Source organism: Mitsuaria sp. GD03876 (genome assembly GCF_029840635.1).
Lineage (GTDB): Bacteria > Pseudomonadota > Gammaproteobacteria > Burkholderiales > Burkholderiaceae_C > Roseateles.
The window spans coordinates 64,890-82,244 of record NZ_JAOCCU010000021.1 but is presented as its reverse complement, the minus strand read 5'-3'; the positions used below and the strand labels follow the sequence as shown (position 1 = coordinate 82,244).

General features: G+C 70.5%; 16 protein-coding genes. 9 read left to right on the top strand and 7 right to left on the bottom strand.

From position 1 onward, the window contains the following. The first annotated feature begins 17 nt into the window (after window positions 1–17). The 3 genes from N5D62_RS14950 (at window position 18) to N5D62_RS14940 (ending at window position 4,553) form a co-directional block, all read left to right on the top strand. A complete protein-coding gene (locus tag N5D62_RS14950) occupies window positions 18–935 on the top strand; it encodes a pyridoxal-phosphate dependent enzyme (RefSeq protein WP_279758632.1) in 918 nt (305 codons plus the stop codon). Between the two features lie 136 nt (window positions 936–1,071). Beyond that, window positions 1,072–1,941 carry an NmrA family NAD(P)-binding protein gene (locus N5D62_RS14945; RefSeq protein WP_279758631.1) on the top strand — a complete coding sequence of 290 codons (870 nt, stop codon included), beginning with the start codon at window positions 1,072–1,074 and terminating at the stop codon, window positions 1,939–1,941. A 140-nt stretch (window positions 1,942–2,081) separates the two neighbouring features. Next, complete coding sequence (locus tag N5D62_RS14940) at window positions 2,082–4,553, top strand: excinuclease ABC subunit UvrA (protein WP_279758653.1); 2,472 nt, start codon at window positions 2,082–2,084, stop codon at window positions 4,551–4,553. A gap of 65 nt (window positions 4,554–4,618) precedes the next feature. Here N5D62_RS14940 and N5D62_RS14935 read toward each other — a convergent pair whose 3' ends face one another. Then, entirely contained in the window at window positions 4,619–5,029 is a 411-nt protein-coding gene (locus N5D62_RS14935) for a hypothetical protein (RefSeq protein WP_279758630.1), read from the bottom strand. Window positions 5,030–5,162: 133 nt separating this feature from the next. On the opposite strand from N5D62_RS14935, the gene N5D62_RS14930 reads away from it, so the two are divergent. After that, entirely contained in the window at window positions 5,163–6,950 is a 1,788-nt protein-coding gene (locus tag N5D62_RS14930; RefSeq protein WP_279758629.1) for a thiamine pyrophosphate-requiring protein, read from the top strand. A 3-nt stretch (window positions 6,951–6,953) separates the two neighbouring features. Here the strand turns inward: N5D62_RS14930 and N5D62_RS14925 are convergent, their stop codons facing one another. The 4 genes from N5D62_RS14925 to N5D62_RS14910 all read right to left on the bottom strand — a co-directional run bounded on the left by N5D62_RS14925 (window position 6,954) and on the right by N5D62_RS14910 (window position 9,642). Continuing rightward, window positions 6,954–7,838, bottom strand: a complete 885-nt coding sequence (locus N5D62_RS14925; RefSeq protein ID WP_279758628.1) for a PIG-L family deacetylase — start codon at window positions 7,836–7,838, stop codon at window positions 6,954–6,956. A gap of 87 nt (window positions 7,839–7,925) precedes the next feature. Further along, window positions 7,926–8,444 carry a pyridoxamine 5'-phosphate oxidase family protein gene (locus N5D62_RS14920; protein WP_279758627.1) on the bottom strand — a complete coding sequence of 173 codons (519 nt, stop codon included), beginning with the start codon at window positions 8,442–8,444 and terminating at the stop codon, window positions 7,926–7,928. 70 nt (window positions 8,445–8,514) lie between these two features. Then, window positions 8,515–8,913 (bottom strand): DUF1801 domain-containing protein, encoded by a 399-nt coding sequence (locus N5D62_RS14915; protein WP_279758626.1) that lies wholly within the window; start codon window positions 8,911–8,913, stop codon window positions 8,515–8,517. A gap of 3 nt (window positions 8,914–8,916) precedes the next feature. Continuing rightward, on the bottom strand, window positions 8,917–9,642 hold the full coding sequence (locus N5D62_RS14910) for a hypothetical protein (RefSeq protein ID WP_279758625.1): 726 nt from the start codon (window positions 9,640–9,642) through the stop codon (window positions 8,917–8,919). Window positions 9,643–9,865: 223 nt separating this feature from the next. Here N5D62_RS14910 and N5D62_RS14905 point away from each other — a divergent pair, with 223 nt between their 5' ends. The 5 genes from N5D62_RS14905 to N5D62_RS14885 all read left to right on the top strand — a co-directional run bounded on the left by N5D62_RS14905 (window position 9,866) and on the right by N5D62_RS14885 (window position 15,520). Beyond that, window positions 9,866–10,849, top strand: coding sequence for an ABC transporter substrate-binding protein (locus tag N5D62_RS14905; RefSeq protein WP_279758624.1), 984 nt, complete (start codon window positions 9,866–9,868; stop codon window positions 10,847–10,849). After that, window positions 10,849–12,369, top strand: coding sequence for a sugar ABC transporter ATP-binding protein (locus N5D62_RS14900; RefSeq protein WP_279758622.1), 1,521 nt, complete (start codon window positions 10,849–10,851; stop codon window positions 12,367–12,369). The genes N5D62_RS14905 and N5D62_RS14900 overlap by 1 nt, the downstream gene beginning before the upstream one ends. Before the next feature lie 14 nt (window positions 12,370–12,383). Further along, window positions 12,384–13,424 (top strand): ABC transporter permease, encoded by a 1,041-nt coding sequence (locus N5D62_RS14895; protein WP_279758621.1) that lies wholly within the window; start codon window positions 12,384–12,386, stop codon window positions 13,422–13,424. A 5-nt stretch (window positions 13,425–13,429) separates the two neighbouring features. Further along, complete coding sequence (yjfF, locus tag N5D62_RS14890) at window positions 13,430–14,413, top strand: galactofuranose ABC transporter, permease protein YjfF (RefSeq protein WP_279758652.1); 984 nt, start codon at window positions 13,430–13,432, stop codon at window positions 14,411–14,413. A gap of 108 nt (window positions 14,414–14,521) precedes the next feature. After that, a complete protein-coding gene (locus N5D62_RS14885; protein ID WP_279758620.1) occupies window positions 14,522–15,520 on the top strand; it encodes a glycoside hydrolase family 43 protein in 999 nt (332 codons plus the stop codon). 19 nt (window positions 15,521–15,539) lie between these two features. Here N5D62_RS14885 and N5D62_RS14880 read toward each other — a convergent pair whose 3' ends face one another. Both N5D62_RS14880 and N5D62_RS14875 read right to left on the bottom strand, forming a co-directional pair. Beyond that, window positions 15,540–16,490: a LysR family transcriptional regulator gene (locus tag N5D62_RS14880; protein ID WP_279758651.1), complete on the bottom strand. Its 951-nt coding sequence runs from the start codon at window positions 16,488–16,490 to the stop codon at window positions 15,540–15,542. Between the two features lie 90 nt (window positions 16,491–16,580). After that, window positions 16,581–17,342 (bottom strand): FadR/GntR family transcriptional regulator, encoded by a 762-nt coding sequence (locus N5D62_RS14875; RefSeq protein WP_279758619.1) that lies wholly within the window; start codon window positions 17,340–17,342, stop codon window positions 16,581–16,583. Between the last annotated feature and the right edge of the window lie 13 nt (window positions 17,343–17,355).

The window sequence follows — 17,355 nt, the reverse complement described above, 5'->3', positions numbered from 1 at the left end:
GCCTACGATCCCCGCCCATGGCCATCCACCTCACCACTCCGACCGTCCAGTCCGACGCCTTCAGCACCGCCGACCAGCGCGTCTGGCTGAAGCTCGAGGCCCTGCAGCCGAGCGGCTCGTTCAAGCTGCGCGGCATCGGCCACGCCTGCGAGGTCCACGCCGCGCGCGGCGCGAAGCGCCTGTTGACCTCCTCCGGCGGCAATGCCGGCATGGCGGTCGCGTATGCGGGCCGGCGGTTGGGCGTGCCGGTCGTCGTCGTGGTGCCAGAGACCACGCGCGAATGGCCCAAGACGCTGATCCGCCGCCAGGGCGCCGAGGTCATCGTCCACGGCAAGAGCTGGATGGAAGCCAACGACCACCTGATGGCGCTGCGCCAGCCCACCGATGCCTTCATCCATCCGTTCGACGATCCGCTGCTGTGGGAAGGCCACGCGTCGATGATCGCGGAGGCCGCGGCGCAGGCGCCCAAGCCGGACGCCGTGGTGCTGTCGGTCGGCGGCGGCGGGTTGATGAGCGGCGTGCTGCAAGGCATGCAGGCCGCGGGCTGGCAGGACGTGCCGCTGGTCGCGGCCGAGACGCTCGGCGCGGAATCGCTCCATGCCGCGATGGCGGCAGGCGAGCTGGTGACGCTGGACGCGATCACCAGCATCGCGACCTCGCTGGGCGCCCGGCGGGTCAGCCAGCAGGCCTTCGACTGGACGAGGCGGCATGAGGTCGTCAGCGCCACGGTGACCGACGCCGAGGCCGTGCAGGCCTGCCTGGACGTGGCCAAGGAACACCGCCTGGTCGTCGAGCCCGCCTGCGGCGCGGCGGTCGCGGTGGCGCTCCAGCGGTCCGCGCCGGTGCTCCAGGCCGCCCGCGACGTGCTCGTGATCCTGTGTGGCGGCGCCTGCGCGACTTACGAGGACCTGCAGGCCTGGGCCACCGGCCACTGAGCGCCGCCGTGGCGCCCAGGGCGGATGCGCTGACGCGTGGGCGCGGGGCCTCGGCCCGCGCCTGGGCAGCCGCGGGCACGCGGGCTGCCCGACCGGAAGGACCTCGATGACGAGGGCTGGAGCAAGGAGTCCGACGATGTTCGTGATCATGGGCGCCTACGGGCATGTGGGGTCCGCCGTGGTGGACGCGCTGCTGGAGCGGGAGCAGGAGGTCCTGGCGGTGACGCACGACCCCCGGCACGCCTTCCGATGGCAAGGCACCGGCGCGCAGGTCGCGCTGGCGGACGTGAACGATCCCGCCGCGCTGCGGGCGGTCTTCAGGCAGGGCCGCCGCGCGTTCCTGCTCAATCCCCCCGCGCCGGTCGACGGCGACACCGACGCGACGGAGCGGCATTCGGTCGCCCAGTTGCTCGAAGCGCTGCGCGACAGCGGGCTCGAGAAGGTCGTGGCCGAGTCCACCGGCGGCGCCCGCCCCGGCGAACGGCTGGGTGACCTCAACGTCCTGTGGGAGCTGGAGCAAGGCTTGCAGCGCCAGCCGATCCCCGCCGCCATCAATCGGGCCGGCTTCTACATGAGCAACTGGGACGCGCAGCTCGACAGCGTGCGCGAGACCGGCCAGCTCGTCTCGCTGTTCCCCGCCGACCTGGCCTTGCCGATGGCCGCGCCACGCGACCTGGGCGAGACGGCCGCGCAGCGCCTGCTCTCGCCCGTGGACGAGGTCGGCATCCGCGATGCGGAGGGTCCGGCGCGCTACAGCGCCAACGACGTCGCGCAGGCGTTCGCGAAGGCGCTGGAGCGGCCGGTGCAGGTCACGGTCGTGCCGCGGGAGCAGTGGGTCGCGTCCTTCCTCAAGCAAGGCTTCTCGCAGGCCGCGGCCGACTCCTACGCGCGGATGACCGGCGTCGCGATGGACGCGCTCGACCTGTCCGCGAATCCGATCCGCGGCCGCATCACCATCGACGAGTACATCCAGTCGCTCGTGGCGCCGGTGAGCCGCGCGTCGTGAAGCCAGCCCGCGATCGCAAGGCGGCATCGGCCAGACCACGCTCGCCCGCCGACGCCACCGAGCCGGCCCGATCCGCCTCGCCCGGCCCTCGGGCGGAGCGCGCCGCCTTCGTCCAGGTCCGCGGCGCCCGCGAGCACAACCTGAAGAACGTCGACGTGGACGTGCCGCGCGATGCGCTGGTGGTGTTCAGCGGGGTGTCCGGCTCGGGCAAGTCCTCGCTGGCCTTCGGGACGATCTACGCCGAGGCGCAGCGACGCTACTTCGAATCGGTGGCGCCCTATGCGCGCCGCCTGATCGACCAGGTCGGCGTGCCGGCGGTCGATGCCATCGACGGACTGCCGCCGGCCGTCGCGTTGCAGCAGCAGCGCGGCACGCCGAGCGCGCGGTCCTCGGTGGGCAGCGTCACCGGCCTGTCGTCGCTGCTGCGGATGCTGTACTCGCGCGCCGGCCGTTATCCGGCGAAGCAGCCGATGCTGTACGCGGAGGACTTCTCGCCCAACACCCCGCAGGGCGCCTGCCCGCACTGCCACGGCCTGGGCCGCGTGTACGAGGTGACCGAGGCCTCGATGGTCCCCGACGACACGCTGACCATCCGCGAACGGGCCGTCGCCGCCTGGCCGCCCGCCTGGCACGGGCAGAACCTGCGGGACATCCTGGTCACGCTGGGGATCGACGTCGACAAGCCCTGGCGCGCGTTGCCGCGCAAGACGCGGGACTGGATCCTGTTCACCGACGAGCAGCCGACGGTGCCGGTCTATGCCGGCTTCACGCCCGAGGAGACCCGGGACGCGCTGCGCCGCAAGATGGAGCCGAGCTACCAGGGCACCTTCAGCAGCGCGCGCCGCTACGTGATGCACACCTTCGCGACGACGCAGAGCGCGCTGATGAAGCGCCGGGTCTCGCGCTACATGATCGGCGGCGCCTGCCCGGTCTGCGACGGCCGGCGGCTCAAGCGCGAGGCCTTGTCGGTCACCTTCGGCGGGCTGGACATCGGCACGCTGGCGCAGCTGCCGCTGGGACAGCTCGCGCGGACGCTGGCGGACAGCCTCGACGGCGCCGCCGCCGAGCGGCTCAGCGAGGAGAAGCGGCTCGCCGCGCACCGCCTCGTCGACGACGTGCTGATGCGGTTGCGGCCGCTGCTGACGCTGGGGTTGGGCCATCTGTCGCTGGACCGCGCCACGCCGACGGTCTCGCCCGGCGAGCTGCAACGGCTGCGGCTGGCGACGCAGATCTGCTCGAACCTGTTCGGCGTCGTCTACGTGCTGGACGAGCCATCGGCCGGGCTGCATCCGGCGGACGGCGAGGCCTTGCTGGCATCGTTGCGCTCGCTGAAGGCGGCGGGCAACTCGGTCTTCGTCGTCGAGCACGACCTGACGCTGATGCGGGCCTCGGACTGGATCGTCGACGTCGGGCCGGCCGCGGGCGAGCTCGGCGGCCGGGTGCTCTACAGCGGCCCGCCGGACGGCCTGCGCGGCATCGCCGATTCCCGCACGGCGGATTACCTGTTCCCCGGGCGCGACGGTGGGACGGCGAGCGAGGCCGTGGGGCCGGCGCGCCGCGCGCCGACCGGCTGGCTGACGCTCGAGGGCATCACGCAGAACAACCTGAAGGGCGTCGACGCGGCCTTCCCGCTCGGCGTGTTCACCGCGGTGACCGGCGTGTCGGGCTCCGGCAAGTCGTCGCTGGTCAGCCGGGCGCTGGTGGACCTGGTGGGCGCTCATCTCGGCCATGAACCGGTGGCCGCCGATGACGAAGACGACGCCGACACGGACTTGCCGCAGGCGACCGCCGGCCGCATCGCGGGCGGCGTCGAGACGATCCGGCGGCTGGTGCAGGTTGACCAGAAGCCGATCGGGCGCACGCCGCGTTCCAACCTCGCGACCTACACCGGGCTGTTCGACCATGTGCGCAAGCTCTTCGCCGCGACACCGGCCGCGCGGGCGCGCAAGTTCGACGCGGGCCGCTTCTCCTTCAACGTCGCCAAGGGCCGCTGCGAGACCTGCGAGGGCGAAGGCTTCGTCAGTGTCGAGTTGCTGTTCATGCCCAGCGTCTTCGCGCCCTGCCCCGCCTGCCATGGCGCGCGCTACAACGAGGCGACGCTGAAGGTCCGACATCGCGAGCGCAGCATCGCGGACGTGCTCGGCATGACGGTGGACGCCGCGGCCGAGTTCTTCGCGGACGAACCTGCGCTGGCGCGGCCGCTCGGCCTGCTGCAAGGGATCGGGCTGGGGTATCTGCGCCTGGGCCAGCCCGCGACCGAGTTGTCCGGCGGCGAGGCGCAGCGGATCAAGCTCGTCACCGAGCTGCAGCGCTCGCAGCGCGGGCACACGTTGTACGTGCTCGACGAGCCGACCACCGGGCTGCATCCGTCGGACGTCGACAAGCTGATGCGGCAACTGCGCGACCTGGTGGAGGCCGGCCACACGGTGGTGGTCGTGGAGCACGAGATGCGCGTCGTCGCCGCGGCGGACTGGGTCATCGACCTCGGGCCCGGCGCGGGAGGCGCCGGCGGGCGCGTGGTGGCGGCGGGGACGCCCGACGAGGTGGCGGCGAACGCCGAATCCCGCACGGCGCCGCATCTGAAGGCGGCGATCGACGCGCTGATGCGCTGATGCGCTGATGCGCTGATGCGGTGACGCGTTGATCCGCCGCCAGGGCGCGGCGCCCTGCCCGGCCTTCAGTGCCCCGGCTGGAATCCTTCGGGATCGAGCGCGAAGCGCCAGGCGCTGGAGCGCTGCAGCGCGTCCTTCAGCTCGCGCGAGCTGGGGGAGACCAGCGCCGACAGCTCCTGGCTGAAGAACTCGCAGCCGAGCGCGTGGGCGACATCGCAGACGGCGTCGATGAAGCGGTCGGTTTCGTTGGCGCAGGCGTCCAGGCGCGCATGCAGCTCATAACGACCGTCGGGGTGGGACACCATGTCGATGCAGTTGCCGGCGTCGTTGCCGAAGTAGCGCCAGCCCTCCAGCATCGGCGTGCTCGGGCCGATGCGGGCCGCGAGGTAGTGCATGACGTCGTATCGCGTGGACGGCAGCCACGACGCCGCGATGCCGTCCTGCGCGAAGGCCAGGTCGAATTGCCAGACTGACATGACGGGGGAGGCATGAGTCCGAGGAGGATTCGATGCTACGCCTCGGTCCGCCGGTCCGCCATCGCCGCGTTCCCGGCGGAATGCCGCTTGCCGTCTGGTGCTGGTCCCGCCCACGCTTCCGGAGCACGCCAGCATGTCCGCCACCGTCAGCGACCAGATCCTCGAGCGGCTGCATGCCTGGGGCGTGCACCGGGTGTTCGGCTATCCCGGCGACGGCATCAACGGGCTGATGGGCGCGTTCGGGCGGCAGAAGCTCGGCATGGCCTTCGTCCAGGTGCGGCACGAGGAGCTGGCCGCCCTCATGGCCACCGCGCATGCCAAGTTCACCGGCGAGGTCGGCGTCTGCATGGCGACGTCGGGGCCGGGGGCGATCCACCTGCTCAACGGGCTGTACGACGCCAAGGCCGATCACATGCCGGTGGTCGCGATCGTCGGCCAGAGCGCGCGCAGCGCGATCGGCGGCGATTACCAGCAGGAAGTGGACCTGCACAGCCTGTTCAAGGACGTCGCCCATGAGTTCGTCCACACGGCCATGCATCCGGCGCAGGTGCGGCACCTGGTCGACCGCGCCGTGCGGATCGCGCGGGACCAGCGCACGGTGACCTGCGTGATCGTGCCGCACGATCTGCAGGAACTCGACGCGGTGCCCGAGCCGCCGCGGGCGCACGACACGGTGCACACCGGCATCGGCTGGACGGCACCGCCCGGCGTGCCGGACGAGGCGCAGCTGCGCGCGGCCGCCGCGATCCTCAATGCCGGCCAGCGGGTGGCGATCCTCGCCGGCGCCGGTGCGCTGCACGCCGGGGACGCGCTGGTGCAGGTGGCGGACCGCCTGGGCGCGGGCATCGCCAAGGCGCTGCTCGGCAAGATGGCCGTGCCGGACGACCTGCCCTTCGTGACCGGCTCGATCGGGTTGCTCGGCACCCGGCCGAGCTGGACGCTGATGAACGAATGCGACACGCTGCTGATGGTCGGTTCGCACTTCCCCTATTCGGAGTTCCTGCCGAAGGAAGGCCAGGCGCGCGGCGTGCAGATCGACATCGACGGGCGGCGCGTGTCGACGCGGTATCCGATGGAGGCGAACCTGATCGGCGACAGCCGCCTCACGCTGGAGGCGTTGCTGCCCTTCCTCGATCGCAAGGAGGACCGCGGCTGGCAAGACCGCATCGCGCAGGAGGTGCGCGACTGGTGGCGGGTGCTCGAGGCCCGCGCGATGACCGAGGCCAAGCCGGTGAACCCGCAGCGCGTGTTCTGGGAGCTGTCGCCGCGCCTGCCCGACGACGCGATCGTGACCAGCGACTCGGGCACCGCGGCGGGTTGGTACGCGCGTGACCTCAAGGCCAGGCCCGGGATGATGGGCTCGGTCTCCGGCGGCCTGGCCTCGATGGGCTGCGCGGTGCCGTACGCGCTGGCCGCGAAGCTGGCCCATCCGGAACGCCCGGTGATCGCGCTGGTCGGCGACGGGGCGATGCAGATGATCGGCATCAACGCGTTGATCACGATCGCGCATCGGTGGCGCGACTGGGCCGACCCGCGCCTGGTGGTCATGGTGCTCAACAACGCCGACCTGAACATGGTGACCTGGGAGCAGCGCGTCACCGCCGGCGATCCGAAGTTCGAGGCCTCGCAGGACCTGCCGGCGTTCCCGTACGCCGAGTACGCGCGGATGCTGGGGATCGACGGCGTGCGCGTCGACCGGCCGGACGATGTCGCACCGGCTTGGACCCGTGCCCTGGCCGCGGACCGGCCGGTGTTGCTGGAGATGGTGGTCGACCCTGACGTCCCGCCGCTGCCGCCTCACGTCGAGAAGAAGCAGATGCTGCAGTACGCGAAGGCGCTGCTGCACGGCGACGCCGAGGCGCGCGGCGTCATCGCCGCCACGCTGCGGGAGCTGTGGGCGGCGGCGACGAAGAAGCCCTGAGGTTCAGGACGCGGAATCGGGCGCGAGGAAGAACTCGAACGGGCGCAGCAGCCGGTTGACGGCTTCCGGGAACAGCACCGGCGGGCGTTCGCCGTCCGCGAGCAACTGGCTGCGATGGGCGGCCAGCGCGGCGCGCTTGTCGCGCAAGGCCCGCGCCGCCAGCGGCAGGCGGCGCATCCGGTGCCACGGCACGACGACATCGCCGGGCCGGGCCCAGTGCCAGGCCCAGATCGGCATCTCCAGGAGCGTGGCGCCGGCGATGGCCGCCGCGCGGGCACAGGCGCGGCCGGTGGCTTCGTGGTCGGGGTGGCCGTCGAGCCGCCAGGGGGCGAGCACCACATCGCCGCGGCGGAGCCGGTGGTGGAGCTCGATCGCGAGCGGGCCTTCATGCGCGGCCACGGTCCCGTCCGGGATGCCGAGTTCGTCCACGGGCAGATGCAGGCCCAGGCGCCGCAGGCCGGAGAGCCGTTCCTGCCGGCGCTGCGTCGCGAGGCGATCGGTCGTCCAGCGCGAGGAGCCGGGATGGCTCGCCTCGCCCGAGGTCACGCCGATGACCTCGACCGGCGGCGGCGCCATCCGGTCCGGCGGCAATCCGGCGCGGTGGCGCGCGACCAGCAGCGACAGCAGGCCGCCGCAACCGATGACCTCGTCGTCCGGATGCGTGGCGACGACGACCAGCCGGCGCCATTGCGGCGCGAGGTCCTCGAGCGAGACCAGCGGCCGGCCCCACAGCGGCGGCCACTGCCGCCAGGCCCATTCGGGCGTGCCCTGGCCATCGATGCGGCGTTCCGCGGCGGCGGGCGCGGGGGCGACTTCCGCCTCGGCGAAGAACGGCGCCGCGCTGGCCGCGGCCGTCGAGAACGAACGTCGGAGGGTCGGTGCTTCCATGGGGCGTGGGTCCTTGAGGTCAGCGTGGGGAACAGGCCATTCGCCGCCCTTGGGGCGAGGCGGCGTCAACGGTGGGGAGGTTCCCGGTCATCGGTCCATGCGCACCTTGCCGGTTTCGCCGAGGTCGGTCGGTGGCTTGCCGGTCACGGCGGATTTCGCCATCGCGTAGAGCTGCATCAGCTTGGACGACTTCACGTCCCAGTAGCTCGCGTGGCTGATGCGGACCTGGACGAGCGCCAGGTCCGGGTCGTCGATGCCCTTGGGGAACCAGGCTTCGGCGGCCTTGTTCCAGAGCTGCTGGCGCTTGGCGCGGTCCTCGCTGAGCGCGGCGCTGCCGGAGACCGACACGTAGGTGTCGTCGTCACGGTTCGCGAAGGCCACGTTGACCTGCGGCGACGCGACGATGTCGCCGAACGGATCGCCGCTGCGCGACATGAAGAACCAGAGGGACTCGTCCTCATGGAGGTCCTGGTTCTGCAGCGTCATCGGGCGCGAGTGCAGGTGCCCGTTGCTGTGCTGCGTGGTCAGGAGTCCGATCCGGATGTCCTTGATCAGGCTCCAGAGTTTCGCGCGGCGTTCGGACTCGGTCGGCTGGGTGTCGGCCATGGGGTGCTCCTCATTTGCTGGGCTTGGCTCAGCAAGAGGCGCTCCCAAGGACGTCCGGGCTGACGACTCGTCACATCTTTTCGCCGGGCAGCGCGCTCGCGGCGCGCACCCACGCGACGAAGGCCGCCTCGTCGAGCGGCTCCTTCTCGCTCACGTGCAGGTAGCGCGCGTGCGGGGTCTTGGAGTCGACGGGCGGCATCGGATCGAGCGACTTGCCGTTGAAGAAGGCCACCTTCACGTAGCGCGTCATCACATGGATGCCCAGGAACCAGGTCATCCCGTCCATCCCGTACAGCGGCGAGTTGTACTTCACCGCCTTGTGCACGCCCGGCACGGTCTCCACGACGAGCGCGTCGATCCGACGCACCGCGGCCTGCTTCCAATCCGACAACGCGTCGATGTAGGCCTGCACCGGCGCGTCGCCGTGGCCCTTGGGGATCTGCGGATTGCCGCCTGCGAGCAAGGCCATGGGTCACCAGCTTTTCATGTCGTCCAGGACGCCCTTGCGGCGGGACTGGAACTTCTCTTCCGGTGCCAGCGTCGGCTGGATCGCCCGATTGCGGACGAACATGCGGGAAACGGGGCCCTGCGTGCGGCGGTCGACCTCGACATCCGGACCAGTCCCGATCTGGCGGGCATAGGACGGCAACAGGTAGCACATCCAGGCGGAGCCCGGCATCTCCGCCGTGACAGGCACCGTGCTCAGACGATCCGCGATCGGCTCGGCGGCCGCCAGGATCTCCGCCTTGCGCTCCTTCGGCAGCTTGACGAACGCGCGGATCTGCGGCGTCACCGGCCCGTACCACTGGCGCGCGACCTGGATCGACTCGTTGCGCGTCTCGCAGCGTCCCGACTCGAACTGCAGCGCCATGTAGCCGGCCACCGCGTAGAGCATCCCCGTGTCCTGGTCCTCCTGCCGCGGCGACTCCATCAGCAGCGACGAATACACCAGGGCGTAGCGACTGTCGCTCGCCTTGCCGCTGTCCAGGCGGCCCCGTAGCCACGCCAGCACCGGCGCCTTGTCCGGCGGAAGCACTGCCGACGCGGCCGTCGTGAAGACGTCGTGCTTGTGCCAAGTGGATTCCTCGCGTTCCATCGTCTTTACTAGGTCCTCGCCAGTGCCGGCGAAGGCCGCACCGCCCTGCCCCAGCAACGTGACCGCCAGCAGGCCCACGCCCGCCGACCGAATCGTCTTCATCGCATTCATCACGTCCGTCCCTGTGATTCGGCCGCCTGCCCAGCGGCCGCGACCGGCCAGTGTCGCAGGCGTTCCAGGCCAGATCGATAGCGTTTTCGATATCACAGCCGGTGCAAATGTGATTGGCCCGGCATGAACGGGCTCCCTACGATCGCTGTCACCTCACCCGGCGCGCCGTCCTGTCGGCACGACCGACACAGCAACATCAAGAGGAGACAACGACATGAAGACGACGCGTCGTCATCTGCTGGCCATCGGCGCGTCCGCGCTGGCGCTGGCCGGCACCGCGATCACCGCCCTGCCCGCTTTCGCGGCCGACAAGCCGCTCGTCATGGGCTTCTCCCAGGTCGGTGCCGAAAGCGAATGGCGCACCGCCAACAGCAACTCCATCAAGGACGCCGCCAAGCAGGCCGGCGTCACGCTGAAGTTCGCCGACGCGCAGCAGAAGCAGGAGAACCAGGTCAAGGCCATCCGCAGCTTCATCGCGCAGCGCGTCGATGTCATCGCCTTCTCCCCGGTCGTCGAGTCCGGCTGGGACACCGTCCTGCGCGAGGCGAAGAACGCCAAGATCCCCGTCATCCTGACCGACCGCGCGGTCAAGGTCAGCGACCCCTCCCTCTACGTCACCTTCATCGGCTCCGACTTCGTCGAGGAAGGCCGCAAGGCCGGCCGCTGGCTGATCGACTGGGCCAGGAAGAACGCCCCCACCGGCGACGTCAACGTCGTCGAGCTGCAGGGCACCGTCGGCTCCGCGCCGGCGCTCGATCGCAAGCGCGGTTTCGAGGAAGTCCTCCAGGCCGAGCCGCGCCTGAAGATCGTCCGCTCGCAGTCCGGCGACTTCACCCGCGCCAAGGGCAAGGAAGTCATGGAGGCCTTCCTGAAGGCCAAGGACAAGAAGATCCACGTCCTCTTCGCTCACAACGACGACATGGCCATCGGCGCCATCCAGGCGATCGAGGAAGCGGGCCTCAAGCCGTCCAAGGACATCGCCATCGTCTCCATCGACGGCGTGCGCGGCGCCTTCCAGGCGATGGCCGCCGGCAAGCTCAACGTCACCGTCGAATGCAACCCGATGCTCGGCCCGCAGCTGATGCAGCTGGCCAAGGACGTCGTCGCCGGCAAGCCCGTCGCCAAGCGCATCACGACCGAGGAAGGCGTCTTCACCGCCGACGTCGCGGCCAAGGAACTCCCCAACCGCAAGTACTGATGAGCGAGCCGGCACCGCTGCTGCACCTGAGCGGCATCGACAAGGGCTTCCCCGGCGTGCAGGCGCTCTCGGGCGTCGGGCTGCGCCTGTTCGGCGGCGAGATCCACGCGCTGATGGGACAGAACGGCGCCGGCAAGTCCACGCTGATCAAGGTCCTCACCGGCCTGTACGCACCGGACGCCGGCCAGATCCACCTGGCCGGTCAGCCCATCGCGCCGCGCTCCACCGCCGACGCGCAGGACCTCGGCATCAGCACCGTCTACCAGGAGGTCAACCTCGTCCCGAACCTCTCCGTGGCCGAGAACCTCTTCATCGGCCGCTACCCACGGCGCTGGGGCCAGATCGACTGGCGACGGATGCGCGAACGCTCCCGCCAGCTGCTCGCCGAGCTGGAGCTCGACATCGACGTCGACACGCCGCTGGCGCGTTACTCGCTGTCGATCCAGCAGATGGTGGCCATCGCGCGGGCGCTCAACATCTCGGCGCGGGTGCTGATCCTGGACGAACCGACGTCCAGCCTCGACGAGGCGGCCGTGCAGCACCTGTTCCGCGTGATGCGACGACTGCGGGAGCAAGGACTCGCGATCCTCTTCGTCACGCATTTCCTCGACCAGGTCTACGCCGTCTCCGACCGCATCACCGTCATGCGCAATGGCCGCACCGAGGGCGAGTACCCCGCCGCCGGACTGGGTCGACTGGAGCTGGTCCACAAGATGGTCGGGCCGCATGCCGCCGCCGCGCCGCCGCTCGACGCCTGCACCCGCAGCGACGAGATCGCGCTCGCGGCCCATGGTCTCGCGCGCAAGGGCGCCCTGCAGCCGCTGGACCTCGAGATCCATCGCGGCGAGGTCCTGGGCCTGTGCGGCTTGCTCGGCTCTGGCCGCACCGAAGCGGCGCGACTGCTGTTCGGTGCCGACAGCGCCGATGCCGGCGAGATCGAGATTGACGGCCGCCGGCAGCGCTTCGCGTCGCCACGCCAGGCGATCGCGAGCGGCCTGGCCTTTTGTTCCGAGGACCGAAAGCTCGAGGGCGCGGTGCTGGCCTTGTCGGTCAGGGAGAACATCGTGCTGGCCCTGCAGGCGCGCCAGGGCTGGTGGCGCGCGATTCCGCTGAAGCGTCAGCAGGCCGTGGCCGAGGACTACGTGAAGCGGCTGGGCATCAAGACCTCCGACATCGAGACGCCGATCGGTTTGCTGTCTGGCGGCAATCAACAGAAGGCCTTGCTGGCCCGGTGGCTGCTGACGCAGCCACGTCTGCTCATCCTGGACGAGCCGACGCGTGGCATCGATGTCCGCGCGAAGGAGGAGATCATGGACGAGGTCCGTCGCCTGTGTGCCCGGGGCGACGAGGCTGATCGCCGCATGGCGGTCCTTTTCATCTCATCCGAGCTCCCCGAGGTCTTGCGTTGCAGCGACCGCATCGTGGTCCTGCGGGACCGACAGGCGATCGGCAGCTACGCACGCGGCGAACTCGACGAACGCTCGGTCCTCGAAGTAATCGCTGGCGAAGGCAACCCGTGATTGACACCCTCCCCATGAGCAGCGCGCCCCCTGACGCCGAAGTCCCGCATCGACGCCGCGCCATCGCGCTCCTCGCCGAGCACCCGCTGCTGCGCCCGCTTGCCGCGCTCCTGATCCTGTTGCTGGTCGACGTGATCTGCCTGCCAGGTTTCTGGCATCTGGAGATCAAGGACGGTCACCTGTACGGCCCGCTGATCGACATCCTGAACCGGGCGGCCCCGTTGATGCTGGCGGCTCTCGGCATGAGCCTGGTGATCGCGACCCGCGGGATCGATGTGTCCATCGGCGCCGTGGTGGCGATCTCCGCGACGGTGGCGGCGTCCCTGACGAACGCGGACCACTCGTTGCCCATTGCCTACGCGGGCGCCATCGCCGCGGCGCTGCTCTGCGGCGCCTGGAACGGCGTGCTGGTCGCGGGCTTGAAGCTGCAACCGATCATCGCCACGCTGATCCTGATGGTGGCCGGTCGAGGTCTGGCGCAGTTGCTGTCGGACGGCCAGATCCTCACGGTCTACCGCGACGACTTCTTCGTCCTTGGCGGCGGTTACCTGCTCGGCCTGCCGGTGTCCTTGTGGGTCGTCGCCGCGCTGGCGCTGACCACCACGGCATTGCTGCGCAAGACCGCGCTGGGCCTGTTCATCCAGGCGGTCGGACTGAACCCCGTCGCCTCGCGCCTGGCGGGGTTGCGCACCGCCACGCTGATCTTCGGCACCTATGTCTTCGCGGCCGCCTGCGCCGGCCTGGCGGGATTGATGATCGCCTCCAACATCAAGAGCGCCGACGCCAACAACGCCGGCTTGCTGCTGGAGCTGGACGCGATCCTCGCGGTGACGCTGGGCGGCGCGTCGCTGGCCGGCGGCAAGTACCACCTGGCGGGGGCGCTGGTCGGCGCGCTGATCATCCAGACGCTGACGACGACGATCTATTCGCTCGGCGTGCCGCCGGAGATCAACATGGTCGTCAAGGCGGTCGTCGTGTTCCTGCTGTGCATCCTGCAGTCGAGCGAGCTCCGTCCGATGCTGCGACGCCTGTCCCGCCGCGGAGGTGCGCGATGACCCCAATGAATGCCACCGGACCGCTGCGCCGCTGGCTCGCCCATCCCGCGTTCAGCGCGCAGATCACCGTCGTGCTGCTGCTGGCGCTGATCGCCGGCGGTGGCGCGCACTACACCGGCTTCGCCTCTGCGCAGGTGATGCTCAACCTGGTGATCGACAACGCCTACCTGCTGGTCCTGGCCGTGGGCATGAGCCTGGTCATCCTGTCAGGCGGCATCGACCTGTCCGTCGGCGCGGTGCTCGCGTTGTCCACCACGGTGGCGGCCTGGCTGCTGCATCACGCCCACTGGCCCGCCTGGGCGGTGATCGCGCTGGTGCTGGGCGGCGGCGCGGCCTTCGGCGTGCTGCAGGGCGCGTTGATCCATGCCTTCAGGTTGCAGCCCTTCATCGTCACGCTGGCCGGCATGTTCCTGGCGCGGGGGCTGTGTTACCTGATCAGCGTCGACTCGATCACGATCGACGATCCGACCTTCGTCGCCGTGTCTCAGGCGCAATGGGCGGTGCCCGGGGGCTTCGTCTCGCCGAGCGCCGTCATCGCGATCGCCGTGCTGGCCGCCGGCATCTGGGTCGCGCATCGCAGCGCGTTCGGCCGCGCGGTCTATGCGCTCGGCGGCAACGAGCAGTCGGCGTTGATGATGGGACTGCCGATCGGCCGCACCAAGCTGACGGTCTATGGCATCAGCGGCTTCTGCGCCGCGTTGGCCGGCCTGCTCTTCGCGTTCTACATGCTCAGCGGCTACGGGCTGCACGCGCAGGGCGCGGAGCTCGACGCGATCGCCGCGGTCGTCATCGGCGGCACGATGCTCAGCGGCGGCTACGGCCATGTGGCCGGCGCGCTGTCCGGCGTGCTGGTGCTCGGCGTGATCCAGACGCTGATCGCCTTCGACGGCACGCTCAGCTCCTGGTGGACCAAGATCGTCATCGGCGCGCTGCTGTTCGTGTTCTGCGTCGTGCAGCGCGTGCTGGCTCGACCGGCCGGCCAGGCCTGAGGGCCGCTCATGCCGCGCCTGTCACTCACGCGGCGCTCCCGCCGCGCCCGCGTTTCGCGTCCTTGATGCCCGCAGCTCCCCTCACCCGCCATCCCACCGCATGACCGCATGACCGCATTCCCGCTGACCTTCCGCCTCGCCACCGCGCTGGCCGCGACCCTCGCGATCGCCACGCTCTCCGCGACGCCCGCCCGCGCGGCCAACCCGCTGTTCCCGCAGCTCTACACGGCGGATCCCGCGGTGCTGGTCGACAACGGCCGCGTCTACCTGTACGTCGGCCACGACGAGGCCCCGCCCGACGGCAAGGACTTCGTCATGAACGAGTGGCGGGTCTTCTCCAGCTGCGACCTGCGGCACTGGACCGACCACGGCGCACCGATGAAGGCGCTGGACTTCCGCTGGGCCAAGGGCCGCGCCTGGGCCTCGGACATCGCGCGGCGCGTCGTCGACGGCAAGCCGACCTACTTCTTCTACGCCACCGTCGAGCACGCGACGATCCCCGGCTTCGCCGTCGGCGTCGCCACCTCGGACAGCCCGACCGGTCCGTTCAAGGACGCGCGCGGCTCGGCGCTGATCACCAACGACATGACGCGGCAGACGGACATCGCCTGGGACGACATCGACCCGGCGGTCTTCATCGACGACGACGGCCAGGCCCATCTCTACTTCGGCAACACGGTGCTGAAGCACGCCAGGCTGAAGGCGTCGATGACCGAGCTGGCCGGCCCGATCGACGTGGTGCCGGTCAAGGACTTCACCGAGGCGTCCTACCTGCACAAGCATCGCGGCACCTACTACCTGTCCTACTCGCAGCACTTCCCCGAGGAGACGGCCTACATGACGGGCCCCAGCGCGACCGGCCCGTGGACGCCGCGCGGCGTGATCATGGCGAAGAACACGCGGACCCCGACGATCCATCAGGCGATTTTCGAGTTCAACGGCAGGAGCTACATCGCGTATCACAACGCGGACCTGCCGGGCGGCGGCGAGTTCCGCCGCTCGGTCGCGATCGAGGAGCTGCACTACGACGCCGACGGCACGATCCGGTTCATCCCGCAGACCGAGGCCGGTCCGGCGCCGAATCCCTCGCCCGGCTGCGCGGGCTGAGCCCGCGCGTCGACCGCGCTCAATCCTTGTAGAGCTCCCGCCCCACCGCCCGCACTTCATGCAGCAGCGCCCGCGCCCCCGGGGACAGCAAATGTCCCTCGCGCGTGATGATCCCGAACGCGTCCATGCTGCACGGCAGCTCGATCGGCAGGATCGCCAGCGCCCGCAGCGACGCGTAGTAGCGCGCCACCTCGACCGGCATCACATGCAGCGAGTCCGTCTGCTGCAGCAGCGCGGTGATCACCAGCAGCGCGGTCGTGTCGACCGCGTCGGCCGGCGGCTCGATCGCCGCGCGCCGGAACATCAGTTCCCAGCGATGCCGCAGCACGCTGCCCGGCGGCGGCAGGATCCAGGGCTGCGTCGCCAGGTCGGCCAGCGTCAGGTCGTCGCGGCTGAGCAGCGGATGCCCCAGCCGCGCCACCGCGCAGGCGGGTTCGCCGCTGAGTTCCTCGTACTGCAGGCCGCCGGCGCTGTCCTCCTCGAGGATGCGGCCGATCATGAAGTCCAGCAGCCCGCGCCGCAGCTGTTCCAGCAGCACCTTGCTGGTCTCCATCTGCACGCCGATGCGCAGCAGCGGTGCCCGGGCCTTCACCCGCGCGATCGCGCGCGGCAGCAGCGCCATGCCCGGCGTCATGATCACGCCGACCTCGACCTGGCCGGACAGGCCCTTCTTCAGCGCGACGATGTCGTCGTGCGCCGCCGCCAGGCTGGTCAGCGCCATGCGGGCGTGGCGGATCATGGTCTCGCCGAACAGCGTCGGCGCCATGCCGCGCGGCAGCCGCTCGAACAGCCGGACCTCGAGCATGTCCTCCAGGTCCTTGAGCTGCTTGGACGCCGCGGGCTGCGTCATGCACAGCGCCTCCGAGGCGCGATGGATGTTGCGGTGGTCGTCCAGCGCGATCAGCAGCAGCAGCTGGCGCGTCTTGAGCCGCGCGCGCAGGAACCAGTTGGGATTGGGCGCGTCGTCCATGGACGTCTCGTCCAGGGGCGTCCTCGCGTCGCTCGGGTCGTTCGAGTCGTTCGGGTCCATGCGGGTCATCGCGCTCGTGGTCGTGCGGCTTCAGGCCAGGTCGACGATGCCCTTGGCCGACAGCACGCTGCTGAGGTCGTCGCCGGTCTCCTGCAGCTGCACCAGCGTCGCCTGGCGCGCGCCCAGCGGGTCGCGGTTGCGGATCGCCGTGAGGATCGCCTCATGGCGGGGCAAGGACAGCGCATGCGTGTTGGGCAGCTGGCTGCTCAGCAGGATGGACTCGCGCAGCGCCAGCGACAGCATGTTGCCGATGTAGGCCATCAGGTCGTTGTTGGTGGCCTCGGCGATGTGGCGGTGGAAGGCCAGGTCGGGCTCGAGCAGTTCCTCGGTGTCGGTCGCGGCGGACATGCCGCCGAAGGCGGTCTCGATGCGCCGCAGCTGCTCCGGCGTCGCGGCCTTGGCGGCCAGCGCGGCCGCGGCCGGCTCGAACACGCGGCGGACCTCCATCAGCGTGTTCAGGAACTCCTGCTGCGGCTTGGACTGGATCAGCCAGTACAGGACGTCGGGATCGAGCAGATGCCATTCGTTGCGCGGCCGCACGATCGCGCCGGCGCGCTGGCGCGACACCACCAGTCCCTTGGCCACCAGCACCCGCACGGCCTCGCGCAGCACCGGGCGGCTGATCTCGTAGCGGTCGAGCAGCTGTTGCTCGCCGGGCAGGCGGTCGCCGGGCCGGAGCTCGCCGGAGACGATCGCCAGGCCCAGTTCGCTGACGATGCGGCCGTGCTGGCTCTTGCCCTCGGCGCGGCGCGCGCGGGGGCTGTAGGTCGAATGGTCGGCGCGGGTCTTCATATCGGGCGGCAGG